At 55.0% G+C, this 19,959-nt stretch carries 18 protein-coding genes and 1 pseudogene; 6 read left to right on the top strand and 13 right to left on the bottom strand.

The genetic code is table 11. The features are described 5' to 3' along the window. Positions 1 to 55 precede the first annotated feature (55 nt). Entirely contained in the window at positions 56 to 1,570 is a 1,515-nt protein-coding gene (locus ACXUPB_RS04205) for an MFS transporter (RefSeq protein ID WP_179916717.1), read from the top strand. A 125-nt stretch (positions 1,571 to 1,695) separates the two neighbouring features. On the opposite strand, the gene ACXUPB_RS04210 is transcribed toward ACXUPB_RS04205, so the two are convergent. Then, a complete protein-coding gene (locus ACXUPB_RS04210) occupies positions 1,696 to 2,637 on the bottom strand; it encodes a LysR family transcriptional regulator (protein ID WP_218927751.1) in 942 nt (313 codons plus the stop codon). A gap of 176 nt (positions 2,638 to 2,813) precedes the next feature. Between ACXUPB_RS04210 and ACXUPB_RS04215 the strand changes: the two genes are divergently transcribed. Together ACXUPB_RS04215 and ACXUPB_RS04220 are read left to right on the top strand one after the other, a co-directional pair. Further along, positions 2,814 to 3,938 carry a M20 family metallopeptidase gene (locus tag ACXUPB_RS04215; protein ID WP_179916718.1) on the top strand — a complete coding sequence of 375 codons (1,125 nt, stop codon included), beginning with the start codon at positions 2,814 to 2,816 and terminating at the stop codon, positions 3,936 to 3,938. 100 nt (positions 3,939 to 4,038) lie between these two features. Further along, complete coding sequence (locus ACXUPB_RS04220; RefSeq protein ID WP_179916719.1) at positions 4,039 to 5,403, top strand: YfcC family protein; 1,365 nt, start codon at positions 4,039 to 4,041, stop codon at positions 5,401 to 5,403. Between the two features lie 305 nt (positions 5,404 to 5,708). Here ACXUPB_RS04220 and ACXUPB_RS04225 read toward each other — a convergent pair whose 3' ends face one another. From ACXUPB_RS04225 to ACXUPB_RS04250, 6 genes are all read right to left on the bottom strand, one after another. Next, positions 5,709 to 6,074 (bottom strand): cupin, encoded by a 366-nt coding sequence (locus ACXUPB_RS04225; RefSeq protein ID WP_179916720.1) that lies wholly within the window; start codon positions 6,072 to 6,074, stop codon positions 5,709 to 5,711. A gap of 148 nt (positions 6,075 to 6,222) precedes the next feature. Continuing rightward, on the bottom strand, positions 6,223 to 6,747 hold the full coding sequence (locus ACXUPB_RS04230; protein WP_179916721.1) for a helix-turn-helix domain-containing protein: 525 nt from the start codon (positions 6,745 to 6,747) through the stop codon (positions 6,223 to 6,225). 75 nt (positions 6,748 to 6,822) lie between these two features. Continuing rightward, positions 6,823 to 7,119 carry a DUF1330 domain-containing protein gene (locus ACXUPB_RS04235; RefSeq protein ID WP_179916731.1) on the bottom strand — a complete coding sequence of 99 codons (297 nt, stop codon included), beginning with the start codon at positions 7,117 to 7,119 and terminating at the stop codon, positions 6,823 to 6,825. 69 nt (positions 7,120 to 7,188) lie between these two features. Further along, on the bottom strand, positions 7,189 to 7,353 hold the full coding sequence (locus ACXUPB_RS04240) for a hypothetical protein (RefSeq protein ID WP_472955539.1): 165 nt from the start codon (positions 7,351 to 7,353) through the stop codon (positions 7,189 to 7,191). Between the two features lie 280 nt (positions 7,354 to 7,633). Continuing rightward, on the bottom strand, positions 7,634 to 8,233 hold the full coding sequence (locus ACXUPB_RS04245; RefSeq protein WP_179916723.1) for a LysE family translocator: 600 nt from the start codon (positions 8,231 to 8,233) through the stop codon (positions 7,634 to 7,636). Then, positions 8,223 to 9,479 carry an MFS transporter gene (locus ACXUPB_RS04250; RefSeq protein WP_179916724.1) on the bottom strand — a complete coding sequence of 419 codons (1,257 nt, stop codon included), beginning with the start codon at positions 9,477 to 9,479 and terminating at the stop codon, positions 8,223 to 8,225. Before ACXUPB_RS04250 ends, ACXUPB_RS04245 begins: the two co-directional genes overlap by 11 nt. 146 nt (positions 9,480 to 9,625) lie before the next feature. Between ACXUPB_RS04250 and ACXUPB_RS04255 the strand changes: the two genes are divergently transcribed. Next, the gene (locus ACXUPB_RS04255; RefSeq protein ID WP_472955542.1) at positions 9,626 to 10,501 is read left to right on the top strand and encodes a LysR substrate-binding domain-containing protein; all 876 of its coding nucleotides are present in this window, start codon (positions 9,626 to 9,628) and stop codon (positions 10,499 to 10,501) included. 6 nt (positions 10,502 to 10,507) lie between these two features. Here ACXUPB_RS04255 and hxpB read toward each other — a convergent pair whose 3' ends face one another. Further along, positions 10,508 to 11,164, bottom strand: coding sequence for a hexitol phosphatase HxpB (hxpB, locus tag ACXUPB_RS04260; protein ID WP_281662292.1), 657 nt, complete (start codon positions 11,162 to 11,164; stop codon positions 10,508 to 10,510). A gap of 505 nt (positions 11,165 to 11,669) precedes the next feature. Further along, positions 11,670 to 12,179 carry a cupin gene (locus tag ACXUPB_RS04265; protein ID WP_472955545.1) on the bottom strand — a complete coding sequence of 170 codons (510 nt, stop codon included), beginning with the start codon at positions 12,177 to 12,179 and terminating at the stop codon, positions 11,670 to 11,672. A 244-nt stretch (positions 12,180 to 12,423) separates the two neighbouring features. Between ACXUPB_RS04265 and ACXUPB_RS04270 the strand changes: the two genes are divergently transcribed. Next, positions 12,424 to 13,623, top strand: coding sequence for a multidrug effflux MFS transporter (locus tag ACXUPB_RS04270; RefSeq protein ID WP_472955546.1), 1,200 nt, complete (start codon positions 12,424 to 12,426; stop codon positions 13,621 to 13,623). Here the strand turns inward: ACXUPB_RS04270 and ACXUPB_RS04275 are convergent. From ACXUPB_RS04275 to ACXUPB_RS04290, 4 genes and pseudogenes are all read right to left on the bottom strand, one after another. Next, positions 13,585 to 14,421 carry an ABC transporter ATP-binding protein gene (locus tag ACXUPB_RS04275; protein WP_133733009.1) on the bottom strand — a complete coding sequence of 279 codons (837 nt, stop codon included), beginning with the start codon at positions 14,419 to 14,421 and terminating at the stop codon, positions 13,585 to 13,587. The genes ACXUPB_RS04270 and ACXUPB_RS04275 overlap by 39 nt on opposite strands. After that, on the bottom strand, positions 14,418 to 15,386 hold the full coding sequence (locus ACXUPB_RS04280; RefSeq protein ID WP_244286586.1) for a FecCD family ABC transporter permease: 969 nt from the start codon (positions 15,384 to 15,386) through the stop codon (positions 14,418 to 14,420). The genes ACXUPB_RS04275 and ACXUPB_RS04280 overlap by 4 nt, the downstream gene beginning before the upstream one ends. 71 nt (positions 15,387 to 15,457) lie before the next feature. Continuing rightward, a pseudogene (locus ACXUPB_RS04285) lies at positions 15,458 to 16,549 on the bottom strand (FecCD family ABC transporter permease). Beyond that, positions 16,506 to 17,501, bottom strand: coding sequence for an iron-siderophore ABC transporter substrate-binding protein (locus ACXUPB_RS04290; protein WP_133733011.1), 996 nt, complete (start codon positions 17,499 to 17,501; stop codon positions 16,506 to 16,508). Before ACXUPB_RS04290 ends, ACXUPB_RS04285 begins: the two are co-directional and overlap by 44 nt. A gap of 262 nt (positions 17,502 to 17,763) precedes the next feature. On the opposite strand from ACXUPB_RS04290, the gene ACXUPB_RS04295 reads away from it, so the two are divergent. Beyond that, positions 17,764 to 19,890 carry a TonB-dependent siderophore receptor gene (locus ACXUPB_RS04295; RefSeq protein ID WP_472955549.1) on the top strand — a complete coding sequence of 709 codons (2,127 nt, stop codon included), beginning with the start codon at positions 17,764 to 17,766 and terminating at the stop codon, positions 19,888 to 19,890. The last annotated feature ends 69 nt before the right edge of the window (positions 19,891 to 19,959 follow it).

Consider the following 19,959-nt stretch of genomic DNA (forward strand, 5'->3'; position numbering starts at 1 on the left):
ACATGTCAGTGACAGCGTTAGCAGTTACATCGATTATTTAGGAGTTAAGTGGCTAATGCTTTCTGCTATCCCGCAACGTTGGCTAGTGCTGTTTGCCGTCATGCTGGCGTTCCTACCTGTTGTCATCGATATGACCATTCTGCACGTCGCGGTGCCTGTGCTGACGCCAGCGCTGGGGGCCACGGGTACTGAGGTGCTGTGGATCATCGACATTTACCCATTGCTGATGGCAGGCCTGCTGGTGCCGATGGGTACGCTGGCTGACCGAGTTGGTACGCGCCGTGTGCTGCTGACCGGTCTCTCGGTGTTCGGGGTGGCGTCCCTCCTGGCGGCATTCTCGACGACACCCGCTATGTTGATCGGTGCTCGGGTGCTGCTCGCCATGGGTGGATCGATGATCATGCCCTGTGTGTTGGGTGTCATCCGCAAAACCTTCGAGGACGAGCGCGAGCGTGCGATGGCGCTTGGCCTGTGGGGAACGGTGGGGGCCGCCGGTGCCGCAGTGGGCCCCTTGATTGGTGGTGCCTTGCTGGAGCATTACTGGTGGGGCTCGGTATTCCTCATTAATGTGCCCATCATGCTGGTGGTGGCGCCGGTCGTTTATGGCCTGCTGCCGCGCCGCGAGGCGACGACACCAGGCAAGTGGTCTTTTGGTCAGGCGCTGATTTTGCTGGTCGGTATCATTTCGGTGGTCTACGGCATCAAGTCCGGGATGGGAGAGGGGCAGCCACTATGGCGTACTGGATTGGTGCTCTTCGGGGGGCTAGTCCTGCTGGCGTGGTTTGCACGTATTCAGTTGCGTTCGGTGATGCCGATGCTGGATCTATCACTCTTTCGCCATCCGGCCATTGTCGCCGGTATGGTAATGGCGCTCGTGGCCGCTGGCGCCCTGGCCGGTGTTGAGCTGACGCTGGCGCAAGAGCTGCAATATGTGCTGGGCAAGACGCCGTTGCAGGCCGGTCTTTTCATGGTGCCGATCATGGCGGCGGCTGCCGTCGGTGGGCCCGTTGCAGGTTACCTTTCCAACCGGTTTGGCTTAAGGCTGGTGGCCAGTTTATCGATGGCGTTCGCTGCAGCCGCGTTGGGTTATCTGGCGCAGGCGGACTTACACGCGCCTAACTGGACAGTGCCAACAGCGTTGGCCGTGCTGGGGCTAACCCTGAGCATTGGACTGACCGCTTCCTCGATTGCCATTATGGGGGCCGTGGACGCCAGTAAAGGAGGGGCTGCTGGCTCTTTGGAAGCCACCGGTTACGAGCTGGGCAGTGGGCTAGGCATCACTCTGTTTGGGGTTTTCATGGCGAGCATATATAGCAGCACCATTGTACTGCCGCCAGACTTGGAGCCAGCCCTCGGTGCACAGGCCGCGCGCTCAATGAGCGACAGCGTTGTTGTGGCACAAGGGCTTGATGCAGATAAAGCGGATGTCCTGATTATGGCCGCGAAGGCGGCGTTCTCCACCACGCACTCAATCCTGCTCACCGCTGCTGCGATTCTCATCGCATTGCTGACGGTGGTAGTGTTTTTGATGCTGGGGAGCCACTCAGACAAAGTGGGAGCGCATGAGTGATGTTGGTTGGGCTCTGGCAGATCCATATGGTTCTCGCCACGGTGCTAGCTATCAAAGTGAGCATGGCGGGTTGCCTTGTCAGCCTCATGTGCGTGTATTACTGGACGCGAATAGCGTTACCTGTTTTAAGCTCTGTGCTTTCCGGCAGACTGTGATTGCATTGAACTCGCGAGTACTTTCCATAGATGTTCAGCGGCAGGAGTGAACCTTCTCCCTTGGCTACGGATGAGGTGGCAGGTAGCGGTATGCGATAAAGGATGTTCGACTGGTATCGCAACGATATCTCCACGATCAACCAGCGGGCGGGCAGATTGCCGCGTCATGAAGGCAATACCTAGTCCTGATATTGCGAGCGCAATAGCCGTTGAAAAGTGATTGCACTGGTAAGCGGGCAGCGGGGCTAAGCGTTGGCTGCTGAACATTTCATTGATGTACTGTTGGATGCCGAATTGTTCTGCCATAAAGATCAATCGCTGGGGAGCCAGGGTTTCAAGCGTAATGGCTTCAAGGCCTGCCAGGGCATGGTGTGGCGGCACAATGGCACAAATGGGGCCGCGGTTAAAACTGCGAACCATGACCGGAGGATCGCCTAATGGACCAAAGCTGATCGCCATGTCCACTTTGCCTCGCAGCATCATGTTGATTGTTTCACTCATATTGCCAGAGTGAATATCCACAAACACATCAGGGTAATCTGCGCTGAACTGTTGGAGAGGCCCTTCCACAAATTCACTGATCATACCCTGCCCGACCCGTAGGCTGACACTGCCTCGACGCAAGTGGCGCATATCCTGCAGTGTCTCGGCTAACTGACGCCGCCGATACAGCATTTCCCGGTGGTGCTCTATCAGTAGCTTTCCCGCCTGGGTCACCGCGACGTTTCTTCCCTGTTTTTCGAGCAAGGGAATTTGCAGATGGCGCTCAAGCAGTGCTATTTGGCGGCTGATGGCCGAAGGGTTGACGCCGACCGATTCGGCTGCCGCTCTAACGCCCCCGTGCAGGGCAACCTCGTAAAGGTAAGCCAGCCGATGTTCGGTAATTCCCTGATCCATGCGTTGTTGCACCATTCTCTTTATCCTTCTCCGGCTTCTTAACCGTTGCTTTGAACGCAACGATTCAGCTGCGCACTTCTTATTCTTTCCTTGTTACGCCCCTCACATACTGACCGTGCGCTTATTTAATAGCACAACGCTGTTTTGGGTTGCTGCCGTTTAGAGGCCGTCATTCTTATTCGAGAGGCTATATGAATACCCTTCACACTTATCTGCAAGAGCATCAACGTTTTATTCTCGATGATATTGAAGCGTTAGTACGTGCTGAATCGCCATCCAATGATAAAGCCGCAGTGGACGCCTGTGGTCAATTGTTGCGTCGGTTATTTCAAGACCGACTCCAATGTCAGGCGGAAACGTTTCCACAAACTGAAAAGGGCGACCATATTGGCTTCACGCTAGGAGAGGGGGATCGTCAGATTCTTATTTTGGGGCATTTCGACACGGTTTGGGATATCGGCCGACTCGCTATCCGCCGTGAGGTGGACAAGTTTTACGGCCCCGGCATTCTGGATATGAAAGCAGGTATTGTTCAAGCCATTTGGGCTGTCAAAGCACTCGTTGAACTCGATGCGCTTCCCGATGCCCGCATTCGTTTTCTATGTACCAGTGACGAGGAGTTAGGTAGCCCTTCTTCGCGACAACGAATTGAAGAGGAGTCGGTGGCTAGCGATGTGGTGCTGGTTGTTGAACCTGCTACGGCGAATGGCAGCGCTTTGAAAACGGCACGTAAAGGTTCTGGACGCTTTTACATGCATATAACGGGTAAAGCAGCTCATGCAGGCAATAACCCTGAAGATGGGGTGAGTGCGATTGAGGAACTGTCCCACCAGATTCAGTACTTACATAGCCTGGCCGACCCTAGTCTAGGAACCACAGTGAATGTTGGGATGGTAAGTGGCGGAGGCCCGCTTAATGTCGTGCCAGAGAAAGCCGAGTTAGGTATTGATGTTCGGGTAACGACGCTGGAAGAAGCCGAGCGACTCTACAATGCCATTTATCAAAGTACCCCATTTCATCCCAGTGTAACGCTAACCGTTAGCGGTGACATGACGCGCCCGCCGATGGAGCGCACAAATGCTACGGCTCGTCTATTTGCGCTTGCCCAGCACGCTGCCAGTGCAGTCGGCATTGAGCTTACGGAAGCCTCGGTAGGCGGAGGAAGCGACGGCAATTTCGCTGCAGCCAAAGGTATTCCCACACTTGATGGGCTGGGCGCAACCGGCGCTGCTCCCCATGCGGAATATGAGCATATCGAAATAGCCTCAATTGTACCGCGTGCGGCGATGCTGGCGGCGTTGATAAGGCAGGTCTGATAGGCCATTAAGCCTTTTGCCAGTACATTAAATAAATAATTATATGAATAAATATTCAGGAAATTTCAACGTGAAAACTAGATCAATACAAAGAATGGCCATGCCTGATGCCTTTGTAATTCTGTTTGGGTTACTAATGGTGGCTTGGTTATTGAGTTTCTTTATCCCCTCGGGCCAGTTTGAGCGAACCACAGAGGGGCGGCCTACGGTTATTCCTGGCAGTTTTCATCTGGTGGAATCTAGCGGCCTTAATTTTTTCGATATTTTTCTTTCTATTCAGAGCGGTTTTATCAGCTCAGCAAACCTAATTGCTTTAGTTCTGGTAATGGGCGGTGCGATTGCCGTGGTGGAGTCTACCGGTGCGATCAATGCGGGTATCAAAAGCCTGGTTGATAAAGCCCGGGGGCGTAAATATCTGCTCGCGATTGTGGTGTCTTTTGTATTTGGTGTGATATCTGCCATTGGCGTTGGGTCGAATGCCGTTATTGCCTTTATTCCACTGGGTATTGTGTTGGCACGAGCGCTTAAGTTAGATGCGATCGCGGGGATCGCCATTGTCTATCTGGGCTATTTTTCGGGCTCAGCGGCTGCTGTTTTCGATCCTATTACGCTGGGTATCGCGCAATCTATAGCAGGGCTGCCGCTATTTTCTGGCGCGCCGCTTAGGGTGGCGCTATTTTTCGTGCTACTGGCAGTGACAATTGCTTATGTGTGTCGGTATATCAAACGCATTAGCGACGATCCCGGCCGTAGTCTAATGGGGAGTCAGTCCTTTAGCACTGAAGCCATTGGAACCGATGATGAGAACTTAACGTTTACACGTCGGCATCTGGTCATTTTAAGCTTCTTTGTTGCCTGCCTAGCGGTGTTTATTTATGGCTCTTTAGGGTGGGGGTGGGGCGTTAATGAGCTTTCAGCCATCTTTATGATCAATGGAATAGGAAGCGCTGCACTCGCTCGTTTCTCGCCTAATGAATTTGTGCAGATGTTCATGAAGGGTGCCAAAGGTATGCTTTATGGTGCCTTCATTATTGGTATTGCCAAAGGCATTACGGTGCTAATGGCCGAGGGCATGATTCTCGATACGGTAGTGAATTCAATTTTTGTGCCCTTAAGTACGCTCCCCCCCATGTTGGGTGCGCTCGCTGTCTTTGTATTCAATCTCTTTTTCAACTTTCTGGTGCCTTCTGGTAGCGGCCAAGCAGCTGTAGTGATGCCGATTTTGACACCGCTTGCGGATATGCTCGATATCACTCGGCAAACAGCGGTGATCGCATTCAAGCTTGGGGATGGAATTACCAATATTATTACGCCGACATCGGGGGTGTTGATGTCTGTACTCGCCGTGGGCGGAGTGCCTTGGAGTAACTGGGTACGTTTCGCGTTTCCGTTGGTATGCCTCTGGACGCTAGTGGGTATTGCCTTCGTGGTTATTGCCGTATTGATTAATTACGGACCGTTCTAATCAGGCGTAGGAATACGCTCTGTTAGCATTGCCATACATTGGCAATAAACAGTCAAGCCGCCCAAATTGAGCGGCTTGGTTGTTCATTAATGATATTTATAAGATACCGAATGACATTTATATAGTATTTTACCCTCACATGAGGGCACTGGTAGCTTCATGAGTTAGTTAACTCAGGAGCTAGCAACATGATTTTAGAAATTTTTATTTCAGAAATTCTGAAGTTATGAAAGGCAACAGGACTAACTGTCCCATTTAGTCGAAAAGCCAATCAATCGACGAGCTTGCCAGTGGCCCTCCACCTGCTAAGAGTCTTCCCGCCACAGCTCAGCTAATGAACCACCTACCGGGGAATCCTCGGGTAAGGCAACGGCAGCCACTCGTTCTTGTGCTACTTCCAGCTGTGCGGGGTCGCCGCGCTCTATTTCCGGCTCTTGCCCTGGTGGGTAGGCGCCTACCATGCAGAAATCATCGTTCGCCTCCAGGCTGGCATGCCCAACCCCGGCGGGTAGCACCAGCACATCGCCTGAGTAAAGCATCAGTTCCTGGCCGTGGGCCGCCCAGCCGTGCCCGCGGAAGATGCCCAGTGCTTCATGGGCAGTGGAGTGAAAGTGGTCAAAGTCATACAGGTGGTAGCGCCACGCTGGTGGCCAGCCGTGGCGTTTGAACATGGCTTCGAACGACTCGGCCCGCGCTTCAGACCAGCATGCCGATCATCCAGATGCTGATGAACACTTACCTGCTAATAGAATGTGCTACACGACAGTTCTGCTACTTTTAGCAGCATCGGCAAAGGGTGGCCTTGCTTCAGTTCAAGGACTACCCGCGCTTTTGCTGCGCGGCTTGCTCTTTGGCCTGACGCAGGGCTCTCAACTTTTTTAGGTAGGCCACCTCAGCACGCAAGTATTCGTTCTCTTGGAGCAGTTGCTTCAGAGAGCTCTTTTCAGTCACTGGAAGTGGCGGCTTGGGTGGCTCTGCTGTGGGCATCTTCGTCGGGCAACCTCGGGGTTTAGGCTCCAACGCCTGGAAGGCTCCTTCATGATACTGTCTTTCCCATTCCCGTACGACACCCACTCTACCTCGGATGTTGAACAGGGCAATCGCTTGTCGGGCTGAGAGATACTCTTGTCTCATCCTTTGCAACACCGACAATTTGAACTCAGCGCTGTAGCGGCTGAAATTCTTCTGCAAGCCGCTCAGGCCATGATGTTCATAGCTTTTAACCCAACGCCTGACGGTGGCGTGATCAAGACCGTACTGTTTGACCAGCCTTCTATAACCCTCTTGTCCTTCTGTGTAGCGTTGTACTACTAATAGCTTGAACGCTTCATTATATTTCGCCATGAAAAACACCCCAATCGTTGGATGAGTGTCCAACTTTTGGGGTGCAGTTCATTTTTTAGTCGGGGTTTTTGCGCTTTACGCTTCTTGAACACCGTCAACGATAAATACGCGGTAGTCGGAGCCCTGGAAGCGGTGCTTGCGAGCCTCCTGGTAGGCGGGGCTTTCATACCAGGCGCGGGCAGCGGCCATATCGGGGAAGCGCAGAATCAACGCGCCTTCCATGTCGCTGCCTTCCAGTACTTCAAAATCGCCGTAGAAGGCGAGCGGCTGTGGGTCGTGGCCTTCGCGGGCAGCTTTTGCCTTTTCGCCATAGCGCGAAAGCTCCTCGGCATCGTGGGTGCATTCGCGGGTCAGTACGACATAAGCGGGTATTGGATCTCCTCGTTGGTATAAAGTGGGTGTTTCGAAATCATACCTTCTATAAGCAGGGTTCTGCCCTCTTTATGATGCTTGCTTCCACGAGGTTTTCAGTGAGCCACCGATGGGGTCGGCTTCATCGCCGTGGGCGCTGTGCTTGGCGAGGCGGCTGCCGTGTCGTTGAACGGAGAGTGGTGTGCGTCCTATGGAGTAACGGCGATGACGGGTACATTGATTGTTGTTGCCCATGGCAGTGAGTGGCACCGCGACGTATGTGTTACTGTCGGCAAATCACCCGGTGTTGGTGCTTGCTTGGGAGATGTGTGGTGCTTGATGCAAGCCTAGGCAACATTCATGATGATCAGCAAATACAGATATTCACCAGCTAAGATTGACAAGCACACTTTGAGGTGACGCTGGAGCAAGAGACTGTCTGGCTAAGTCAAGCGCAGATGACAAAAAGGCCAAGTAGACCGACTGATTGGGCAGGTGGGACATCGAATGTTTAGCGCGTGATGTTGTAATCATCTCACCTTCCTAACCACAGAGCCCCCACCGACAAAACCAACATGGTGGCAAAGATGATATTTGTTGCTCGTCCGATAACCGGATCTCTTAGAAACTTGGCAAATGCTGCACCAAAGGTAAGCCAGATAATACTGAATATAAGTATCACCAAGGACAGCAACAACAGTTTCCAGCCTGTATCAGCCGCCAGATTATCAATTACAATCGTATGACTCGAATAGACGGCGCCAATGGCGGCGAAAGCCTTTGGATTGATCACTGCAAGTGTAAAACCAGGCAAAAACGCCGGCGCACTGCCAAAGCACTTCGCATCCTTAACGACGGGCGCCGTGGCTATTCGAAAAGCTAGGTACAGAATATAGATCCCAGCCAAACTCGACAGAGCCACGAGCAACAATGGCTTGGTGAGAACCACAGCCGTGATACCGGCAGCAATCATGAGCAAGACCACTACCGTCCCCAGAACAATTCCAGACATGTAGCGCAGCCCCCTCCTAAAACCATACGCAGAGCCAATGCCTGCAAGACTCAGGGTTGCAGGGCCTGGGCTACCCATCAGGGGGAATGCAGCCATCAAAAGTAATAGGATGTTATCCATCATAGGCCAAACCTTTTGGAGGTGCTGGTCGTTCCTGTACGAGAAGATGGGCAATGGCCGAAAGCACACCCAGAATAATTGAGAGGTACCAAACCTGATCATAACTGGCATAGCGATCAAACAGGGCACCGCCCAGCCAGACTCCAAAAAAGCCTCCAAGTTGGTGACTTAGGAATACCAAACCAAATAAAGTCCCCATCGCACGAGAACCAAACATGGTAAGCACTAGCGCACTGGTCAATGGAACCGTGGAAAGCCATAGTCCTCCCATGACCAATGCAAAAATCATCACCGATGCTGGTGTGACAGGCTGCGAGATAAATATGAGGATGACCAAAGCCCTAAGGACGTAGATCGCCGATAGCACATAGGGTTTGGGAAACAGCATGCCAAGCTGCGAAGCGAGCAACGTGCCAAAGATGTTTGCCAACCCAGCCAGAGCCAGGGCCTGAAGACCCAAGGCACGCAATTCATCCGGAGAAGCAGAGGAAACACAGAAGTGCTGTACATAGTTAGGCAGGTGCGCTGTGATAAACGCGAGATGAAAGCCACATACGAAAAATCCCATGTTGAGCAACAAATAGCTCGGGTGGCCAAATGCAGATCGAACCGTTTGAGTGACTGGAGCATACTCAGCGCTACTGGACAACAGTGATTCATTCACACGAAGAAAAGGAATACACATAGCAATGGGTAGAAGTGCGCCGGTAATGACAATAATCATCAACCGCCAGTCGAGCCATTCCGTCAACCACGACGCCATTAATGGCATAACGACTTGACCGGCGGAGCCCATGGCCGATGTTATACCAAGATAATAGCTGCGTTTGTCCTCTGGCGCGGCTCTGCCAACCACGGCTAAAATGATGCCGAATGCAGTACCGGAGACCCCCATACCGACAAGCACTCCAGCGCCAAAGTGTTGAACCAAGGGTGTCGTACCCAGGGCGCAAACCATCATCCCAAGCACATAGCACATGAACCCCAGCCATAGTGCGCGCCGATCACCAAACTTGTCGGCGACCATTCCGAAGCCCGGTTGTGCGAGCCCCCACACCAAATTCTGAATGGCGATGGAAAGCGAGAATACCCCGATACTGCCACCGAACAATTCATCCGAGAGTGGCTCAACCACACCACCAAAGATAGCTCGAACTCCAAATGACAGTGCCAGCACAACGCCACCTGCAAGCACGATTGGCATTATCCCCTGATTCGATACTGGGAAACCGGTTGTTTGAAGCCTCATAGCTATCTCACTCTCTTTCCTTGAACCTTCAAGGAGGGCTGATTGGCAATAAGGTGTACAGCACACCTGAATTGACGCCAATGCTAGCACTGGCATAAACTTTTGAATAACGAATATATTTGAAGTTATAGTTTTGGATTTTTGAAGTGAATATAGCCTTTGATATTGATGCGTTACGCGCCATCGTTGCCGGAGCCGATTTGCGCAGCTTCGCACGTGCGGCCGCACAACTTGGTCGCTCACAGTCAGCAGTCAGTATGCAACTGAAGAAGCTGGAGCAGCAGGCAGGCACTCAGCTGTTTGTCCGCAAAGGTAGAACACTGGTTGCCACTGATGCAGGCGAGGCACTGGTTGCCTATGCTCGACGCATCATCGCTCTCAATGATGAAGCCGCGCTCGCGCTTGGCGCGACAGCCACCACGGCAACGGTCCGGCTGGGCCTGCCTCAGGATTTCTTTGAAGATGTGATGCCGGCAACCTTGTCTGAATACTCCCGCCTGCATCCAGGGATTCATGTCGAGGTGCAGGCTGGTCCTAATCACGTTCTAGCCGAGGAAGTTAGAGCTGGAAGGCTGGATGCTGCGATTGCATTCTGCCCAGAAAGCTCATCTGGAAGTGATGGCGAGCTGATCGGCAAACTGCCTATGCATTGGATGGCGCACAAAAGCTTGGTATTCGATTCTCGGGTTGACCGGATACCATTGGTGCTGTTCGACCATCCCTGCCTCTTTCGGCAGTCGGCTCTCAGTGCACTTGAAAAAGCTGGCAAACGTTGGCGTGTGGCGGTTACCACACCTAGTCTGCCGGGCATTTGGGCCGCACTTCGCTCAAACCTTGGGCTTGCCGTGCGAACTGAACATGGTATGCCCGAAGGAGTTCAGTGTTCTGGCGAGAAATTTGGTCTTCCCAAACTTCCAGCGATTTCGCTGAAGCTGCTTCGCTCTTCGAATGCTTCACCCGCTGCTCAGGATCTATGCGACCTTCTGGAACATGAAACGATCAGGCTAGTCACTCCCGGCTGAATGAGGCTACGTCAAATAGAAGGCTTTCTCTGAGAATTCCCATAAGGATCGCCATTTACTGTCTGCCAAGGAGTAGTCTGGCTTATCAAAGTCGTGTGCCGGTGGCACGGCAATAGTCTTGATTCCTGCCGCCTTTGCTGCCTTAACTCCTGATGCAGAGTCTTCAAAAGCAATGCAATGCTCCGGATGAACCTCTAGCTTTTGCAACGTAGAGATATAGACAGCGGGGTCAGGCTTTCCGCTTTCCACATGCTCCGATGACGAAATTCCGTGGAAATACTGGGCAATATCGAGTTTCTTCAGAACGGTATTGATCAATAGGTAGGGGGAGTTTGTCGATAAACCGACCCTGAAGTTTCTACTGTAAAAATAGCTCACTATCTGTTGGGCGCCTGGCATAGGCTCGCCATGCTTTCTTATCAATTCGTCTACGCAGTCAATGACATCGTTTTCGACATCTTTGATGGATCTGTGCTTCCATGGAAAACGCCGATACCAGAATTCAGTAACCTCTCGTGTCGTCATCGCTGCGGTTTCTCGACATAATGAGTCCGACAGTTCAACACCCACGGATGAAAACACCATTCTCTCCGCTTTTGTCCAGAAGGGCTCGGAATCGATCAAAAGACCGTCCATATCAAAAATCACAGCCGCTGAGGTCACTTTATCCAGCTCCTATAGATAGAAAGCGGGTCAACCTGCGTCGCCTCCTGTAACCCAGGGAACTAACGAGATAGGTATTGTCCCTTCAATATTGTACCTAATTCATTTACGTTGAGTTAGAGGAGTACCGCCCTACAATCCCTGGAATTTCCGTGGACTTTTACAGTATCAGTCCTTTAGCATTATTCTTACAACGTTATCTAGTGGTTCCAGGCCAATGGGCAGAAACTTGGATTCTTGTAATGAAAATCTTTCTATTCACTCAGGTAATGCAAGTTAGATCATGCTATAGCCGAAAACAGTGAGGGGACGAACGGCCTCATTTGGTATAGGGCTTATGGCAATAGCGTCCCCTATTGTTCCAGTTGTGGATGGTATCGCAAAACTTTTGGGTGATAGCTTTTCACCGCTATTGATCGCTTGGGTAAGATACGCCATAGCAATGCTCATCACTATAGGCATTGCCTCCCATTATATTGCTGCCTGCCTTTCATCTTCTAAGAGCTTACCCCCATAGCTCTGCCAGTGGCCCACCTACCGGAGAATCCTCGGGTAAGCCAACGGCAGCCACTCGCGTTTGCGCTGCAGCAAGCTGTGTGGGGTCGCCGCGCTCAATCTCTGGCTCTTGCCCTGCTGGGTAGGCGCCGACCATGCAGAAATCATCGTCCGCCTCTAGGCTGGCATGTCCAACCCCGGCGGGTAGCACCAGCACATCGCCTGGGTAAAGCATCAGCTCCTGGCCGTTAGGGCCGCCCAGCCGTGCCCGGGCCTGCCCGCGGAAGATGCCTAGTGCTTCATGGGCGGTGGAGTGAAAGTGGTCAAAGTCATACAGGTGGTAGCGCCACGCTGGTGGCCAGCCGTGGCGTTTGAACATGGCTTCGAACGACTCGGCCCGTTCCTCGGCATTACTGAGGTCGAGAACCTGGCGATAAACCAGCACCGGGAGAGGGGAGTTGGGGTAGCCGGTCGTTGCATCGCTGTCGAGATGAAGTCGCTCTGGCTGGGGGATAGACATCCTTGCCTCCTCATTTCTCGTTGGGGGTATGCTTTCAGCATGGTTTTAAACTTAGTTTTAAGCTTGGTTTTAAGAATAGTTTTTAATGCATAGCCGAGCAAACCGATAACAAACTGGCTAAGTGTTTAGTCGATTACCGCCTTGCAGCCCACCCCCTCATTTTCTATTCGATTGCCATGATGACATCAGTCGGTATCATATCGTGGGTGTTGTCCATCATTATGCCCTTTTACCGCGAGCTTCTATGACCCAATCTAAAACGCCTTTCATTGTGGTGCTGAGCCTGGCAATGACCATGATGCTGGGCCCGTTTTCCATGGATACGTATCTGCCAGCCTTTCCGGTTATCGGCGAATCGCTGGGGATTTCTCAGCAGGCGGTATCGTTGAGTGTTTCGGTGTATGTATTTGCGTTGGCGTTGGGTCAGTTGATCGGCGGTGCGCTTTCCGACCGCTTCGGGCGCCAGCGAGTGCTTATGAGCGGACTGGCGATTTTTGCGCTCTCAAGCATTGTCATTGGTATGGCGGATTCCTTGAACACCCTGCTCGGCGGGCGGGCAATTCAGGCCATTGGCGCCGGTTTGACTCTGGTGTCGGTACCGGCGTTAGTGCGCGACCGGGTGGCGGGCCGCGACGCCGCGAAGCTGTTCTCGATGATGGGCTTTATCATGGTGCTGGCGCCTGGAATCGCTCCGAGCGTAGGCAGCGCGATTCTGGCGCTGGGTTCCTGGCACACTATCTTTTTCGCCTTGGCGGTATACGCGGTGCTGCTGGTGCCGTTGCTGGTGCGGGTGATTTTTACCGGCACGGGCAAGGTGTCCCGCGCGAAGAGCCCTAAGATGAGCTTGCTGGCGCGCTATAAACTGGTGCTGACGACAAAGCCGGCCCTGCCGTTCATCGTTTGGCAGGCCGCCTCGTTTTCTACCCTGATGATGTTCATCACCTATGCGTCATTTATCTATCAGGGGCATTTCGGCCAGTCGCCTTCAAGCTTTTCAATGCTGTTTGCGGCGAATATCGTCGCGATGCTTATCTTCAATATTCTCAATCGAGTGCTGCTTTCCAGGCTACCGTCACTGCGTATCCTGCAGTTGGCAACGGGCTGTCAGGCAGTGGGCATACTATTGCTGGTGATGGCTGCCTTTATGGATTGGTCGCTTTACGCCTTCCTCGCCGCCATGATGCTGACAATCGGCGCGGTGGGGGCGATCTCGCCGAATATTCAGGCCTGCTTTTTGGAGTTCTTTCCCACCAGCAGTGGGACGGCCGCAGCGCTGCTGGGTGCCGCACAGTTCGGCATCGCTGGGATTCTGAGTGGATTGTCTGCACTGCTACCGCATACGCTTGAAGCGGTCATTTTGGCCATGGCCGCCTGTGGTTCGGTGGGGTATCTGATGCTTGCCCGCTCAATCATCAAGGGGCGCGCCGCTGTCGAGGCACACTGAGTCAGGCCTCCCATGCCGCCCGAGCGGTATCATCATCGGTTTGCCGGTGACGGGGTCTTCGATAACCCGGCTTTCCAGGCCAAATACCTCGCGCACCATCTGCTCGGTCAGAATCTCCCCCGGTGGGCCTGCCGCGTAAACCTTGCCGTTAGCCATGGCAACCAGTTGGTCGGCGTAGCGAGCGGCCAAGTTGAGTTCGTGGAGCACCATCACGATAGTGGTGCCGCGCTGTCGGTTTAGGTCGGTGAGCAGGTCGAGTACATCGACCTGGTGGTTGATATCCAGAAAGGTGGTGGGCTCATCCAGCAGCAGCACCTTGGTTTGTTGGGCCAGCGCCATGGCTATCCATACCCGCTGGCGCTGCCCGCCGGAAAGCTCGTCCACGTGGCGTTCGGCCAGCTCGCTCAGGTGGGTGGCGGCCAGGGCGTCGGCGACGGCTACTTCATCGGCCGCGCTCCAGCGTTTGAAAAGCCCCTGGTGCGGGTGGCGGCCCCGGCTGACCAGCTCGAGCACGCTAATGCCTTCCGGGGCGATGGGCGATTGCGGCAGAAACCCAAGTTGTTGTGCCAGCCGGCGGGTGGGCAGTTGGTGAATGGCGTTACCCTCCAGCAGCACGCTGCCCTGCGCGGGCGTCAGCAGCCGTGAAAGCACGCGTAAAAGCGTCGATTTTCCGCAGGCGTTGGCGCCCACAATGGCGGTGGTCTGGCCGGCAGGCACCGTCAGGTTAACGTCGTCCAGAATGGTGCGTTCCCCATAGCCTGCCACCAGGCCCTGGGCGAGTAGTGAGCAAGCGCTCATAGAGTGCCTCGGGTTTTGTTGTCGCGAAGTATCAGATAAACGAGATAGGGCGCGCCTAATACGCCGGTCACGATGCCGACCGGGTAGCGGGCGGGGAGCAGAAACTGGCCCGCATAGTCGCCTAACAGCACCAGTAGAGCGCCCACCAGCGCGGAAGGGATCAGCAGTGAGGCGTTGCGGCCCATCAGGCGGGCCGCAATGGGACCGGAAAGGAACGCCACAAATGCCACCGGGCCGGAAACGGCGGTGGCAAACGCCACCAGTGCCACAGCGGTGATGACCACGACAACCCGCGTAATAGCCAGGCGAACCCCCAGCCCGGCGGCAAGGTCGTCACCCATGCGTAGGGTTTCAAGGTCGCGGTGGCGGCTCAATAGCAGCCCGCCGAACAGGAGCAGGGCGATCAAAAGCGGCAGCGCTTGATCCAGCTGAACGCCGTTGACGCTGCCAGTGAGCCAGCGCAGGGCTTCTTGCAGTGTCCAACTGGGTGCGCGCATTAAAAGATAGGCGGTAATACTTTGCAGCATCGCGGCCAGGCCAATGCCGATCAGAATCAGCCGTCCGCCGGTCACGCCCTGGCGCCAGGAGAGCGTGTAGATCAACATCGCCACGCCCAGCCCCGCAGCAATCGCCACCATCGAAACCGCCGGGCCGCTTAGCGAGAGCACCACGATGGCAAACACCGCCCCAGTGCTGGCGCCGGTGCTGATACCAATGATATCCGGGCTTGCCAGCGGGTTGCGCAGCAGGGTCTGAAAGGCGATGCCGCCCAGGCCGAAGCAGGCGCCCACTAATACTGAAACCACCGCTCTGGGCAGGCGCAGCTCACGCACGGTGAAACCAGCGCCCGGCACCTCGGCGCCGCCAAGTATGCGTACCACCGTGGTTAGCGGCGTGAAGGACTGCCCCACCATCAGGGTTAACAGTACGCCTGCCAGTAGGCAAGCGCTAAGCACTGCAATCATGCGAGCGCGGTGCCTAGCGCTCGCCCTTCTAATATGTCGGAAATGGCTGATCGCGCTAAGAGGCGGCTGGTTCATAGCGAGCCTACCTTGCGGTTGCGCACAATCCATATAAACACCGGTGCGCCGATAAAGGCTGTCACGATGCCCACGTCCAACTCCGAAGGATGGGCGATCAGCCGCCCGGCCACGTCTGACAATGTCAGCAGTACCGCACCACCCAGGGCAGAGAAGGGCAGTAACCAGCGATAATCGCCGCCCGCTAGCAGGCGGCAGGCGTGGGGTACGACCAGCCCTACAAAACCAATCGGGCCGCACACCGCCGTAATCGGGCCGCACAGCAGTACCGCCCCCACTGTCGACATGGCCCTGGCCACGGCTACTTTTTCCCCCAACCCCGCTGCAGTGTCATCGCCCAGGGCCAGCATATTGAGTTTGCGCGCGGCGAGCAGGGTGATCACAAAACCCGTCACTAGAAAGGGCAGCACCGGAAGAAGCTGCTCATAGGTCGCGCCACCCACACCACCCACTAACCAGGATTGCACCAGCCCGCCGATATCACCCCGTGGCAGCACCACGGCGGTAGCAAGCGAGCTAAGCGCGGCGGTAATGGCCGCGCCTGCTAGTGCCAGCCTGAGCGGCGTGGCGCCTCCCTGGCCGAGGCTGGCTATGGCGTAAACCGCACAGGCAGAGATAGCGGCGCCTGCAATGGCTGTCCAGATGTAGCTGGTCGTCTCGTCAATACCGAACTAGGCAATGCCAATCACCACCGCCAGCGCCGCCCCGGCGTTAACGCCCAGAAGGCCGGGGTCGGCCAGCGGGTTGCGGGTCAGGCCCTGCATGACCCCACCGGAAATCCCCAGGGCGGCTCCGGCCAGCATGGCAAGCAACGTGCGCGGCAGGCGGCTGGCTACGGCAGCGTCGCCAACGGTTGCTACCTGGCCGCTCAGCGCGGCGGCGATTTCCGGCCAGCCCACTTCCCGGGCCCCAAACGCCACAGAGAGCATGGCGGCAAGCCCGAGCAGAACAAGCAGCGCTGCGCCGCCAGACAACCGACGGGCAGCGTTGCGTTTGATACGAAGAGCGACCGAGCGATTAACGCTTGAGCCAGACGCCGGGCCGCTACCGTTGTGACTTGCGTGCGGCTTCTGAGAGCAGGTCTGCATAATCGTCCAGTAACCATGAGATCGACATGGGGGTAGGGTTGGCCGCTGTGCCCAGCGGGGTATTGCCGAGCATGACAATGGCGCCGTTTTCTACTACAGGCAGGCGGGAGGTAAGCGGGTGCGCGTTGAGCTGATCGATCAGCGGCTGACCGCCGTAGGTGACGAGAATATCCACATCGTTGAGCTCATCGATCAATTCAGAGCTGATTTCGCCAGCAAATTTACCGGGGGGAGAGTTCTGTTTGACGACTTCAGGCGAGGCCAGCCCCAGGTCATGGAAAAACCGCACCCGCGCGTCGTTGTCGGTGTAGAACGAAATGCGCCCTAGGTTGGTGGGGTCAAGGTGGGTCACGAACATGGCTGTCTTGCCCGCAAGGTTAGGATGGTCGGCGGCGGTATCGGCAATCTGTGTCTCGATTTGCTCGATGAGCGCCTGGCCATCCTCCGCCATGCCGAGCCCTGCGCTGTTCAGTTGAATCATCGCGCGCCAGTTGGTTGCCCAAGGGCCTTGGGGGTAGGCTACCACCGGGGCAATCTGGCTCAGGGTGGTGTAGTCCGCCTGGCTAAGCCCTGAGTAGGCCGCCAGAATCACATCGGGCTGGCTGGCAGCCACGGCTTCAAAATCAATCCCGTCGCCTTCGTCGAACAGGGCGGGGGGCGTGGCATCCAGCTCGTCAAGCCGGGCTTCCACCCAGGGCAGTAGCCCGTTGTCGTTGTCGTCACCAAAGTTGGCGGCCGCGAAGCCGACCGGTACCACGCCAAGGGCCAGCGGCACTTCGTGATTGGCCCAGGCCACGGTCGCTACCCGCTCGGGCTTCTCGGAAAGCACGGTGGTGCCCAGGGCATGTTCGATTTCAAGGGGATATTGCTGCGCGCCAACGGGCAAAGCGCCGAGGCTGCACGCAGCGATAAGCGCCACGTAAGCACTCAGACTTCTATGGAACAGAGCCATAGCCTTCTCCAAAAGCTTAAGACGTAATGACGAATAATCCTCACTGCGTGGTAAGCACGCAGCGCCTAGATATATGACGGGTAGTCCGGGTGATGCATGACGTCACGGTGTATTGTAATTATTATCAAAAGTTTAACTAAATGATTGTGATTGACATTATCACTCTTGACTCGGGGATGCTAGCTTTGGATACTCTGCCGGCCTTTCAAAAGAGAATCACAAGGCGCGAGGGTAGGTTTATTCATTTCAAGGGATCTTCAACATGACTGATAGCAGTAGCACAGTCCGGCGCAACGCAAGTTGGTTACGGTGGCAGCAGACCACTACCGCCATTCTGTGCGGCACCACGCTGGTGACTATTCCCATGATCGGGAACGCCCAGGAAACCGGCGAGAGCAGTGAAGGTAATGAGGGCTATCGCCTTGCTCCCATTATCGTCAATGCTCAGGCTTACGCTGATGATGATGCCAACTCGATAGTGGCCCAAGAGCTATGGGTCGGCGGTAAGGTGGCTACCAGTATCCTTGATACCCCCGCTTCCGTGTCGGTCGTCACTGAGAAGGAAATTGAGCAGCGCAACGCCTCTACCACCGAGGAAGTGCTGCAATATACGCCAGGCGTCCTCACTGATTATTACGGCACCGATGACCGTAACGACTATTTTAAAATTCGCGGATTCGAGGCCACCACCTACCGTGACGGGCTTACGCTAGGCTCAATGCGCGGTGTACGCGAAGAGCCTTACGCCTACGAACGCGTTGAAGTGTTGCGTGGGGCCAACTCCACCCTGTTTGGCCCGGCGGATCCAGGTGGTTCGGTCAACTTCGTGAGCAAGCGGCCACGCTTTGAGCGTTTTGGAGAGGGGTATCTCTCCTACGGTTCATTTGACGCAAAAGAAGCCGGTGTTGATGTGGGTGACACGCTGAACGCTGACGAGACAGTGGCCTACCGCTTTACCGGCACCATCCGAGACAGCGACCGCGAATACGATCACTCCAAAGACAACAATGGCTTCCTGATGGGTGGCCTGACCTGGGAGCCGACGGCGTACACCTCCGCAAGCGTTATCTTCGATTACCTGAAACGTGACGACACCCCCAATAGCGGTGGTTATCCGCTCGACCGGGAGTACGACCGCAGCGAGTTCTTTGGTGAGCCTGGTTTTAATTATCACGATGTTGAGCGTACCAGCCTTACCGGACAGCTCACCCATGATTTCAACAACGGGCTGACGCTGCGGGGTAATCTGCGCTATAGCGACCTGACTGATGACTTCGGCTACGTTTATATCACTGACTCCGCGGCGCGAGTTGGCAGCGTGGTGGATCGCGACTATTTTGGAACGGACAACGAAGCCCAGGAGTTGATCGGCAACGCTATCCTGCAATACGACGCCCGCTTTGATCAGGTCGACAGCAGCACGCTCGTGGGTGTCGAGTATCGCGATGCTTCCACCGAAGACCGTTCGTTTTACGGGGATGCGACCTCCATTGATATCGCAAATCCCGTCTTTAGCGGTGCCCCGAGTAGCCCGAACGTCTATAGCCGCAACAAGCAGGACTTCACCACCGAGTCGGTTTTCCTGACCCAGAATTTGTCCTTCTATGACCGATTCATCGTGACAGCGGGTGTGCGCAACGACTCGATGGATGTCTCAAGCACCAACATGGCGGGCGTTACCGATTCCGATGACTTCTCTGAGACTTCACTTCGCGGTGCGCTGACCTATCGGGTCACCGACGAAATTTCTACCTATGTCAGCATGGTGGAGTCGGTCGCACCACCCACGGTTGGCGTCGAGCCTGAACGGGGCGAACAGTACGAAATTGGTGCGAAATACGCCCCCTTTGGTACGAATGCGCTGTTTTCGGCGGCCATCTATGACCTAACCAGGGACGACGTCACCATCTCGGTTGTACAGGACAATGGCGTTATCGAGCGGGAAACCGTGGGTGAGTCCCGCGTACGGGGTCTTGATCTGGAAGCGAAAGCTGAGTTGACCGATAGCTTTAGCGTGGCCGGTGGTTACTCCTATATGGAGTCGGAAGTGGTACGCGACAGTAACGCAGCCAGAGAGGGTAACGAGTTCACTGCAGCACCCAAACATACGGCGTCGCTGTGGGGCTACTATACCTTGCCAAGCCAGGATATGAGTGTTGGCCTCGGCGCCCGTTACATCGGCTCCTACTACTTTGATGTCGCCAATACGTCAAAAAGCAGTGCGGCAACGCTCTTCGATGCAGCCTTCAGCTATCAGCTCACCAAAGACGCCGATCTAGCCGTCAATGTCAGCAACTTGCTCGACGAGCAGCACGTGGTCGGTTCAAGCACCGCCGATTACTATAATCCGGGTCGCGAAATCAGCGCGAAAGTGAGCTATCGCTGGTGATGCCCTATCACCCATCCGTAGGCTTTACAGGGCGGGGACTCTAACCGATGGATTTGGCTATTTAGGCAG

Source organism: Vreelandella sp. DA03-1M, from assembly GCF_055725665.1.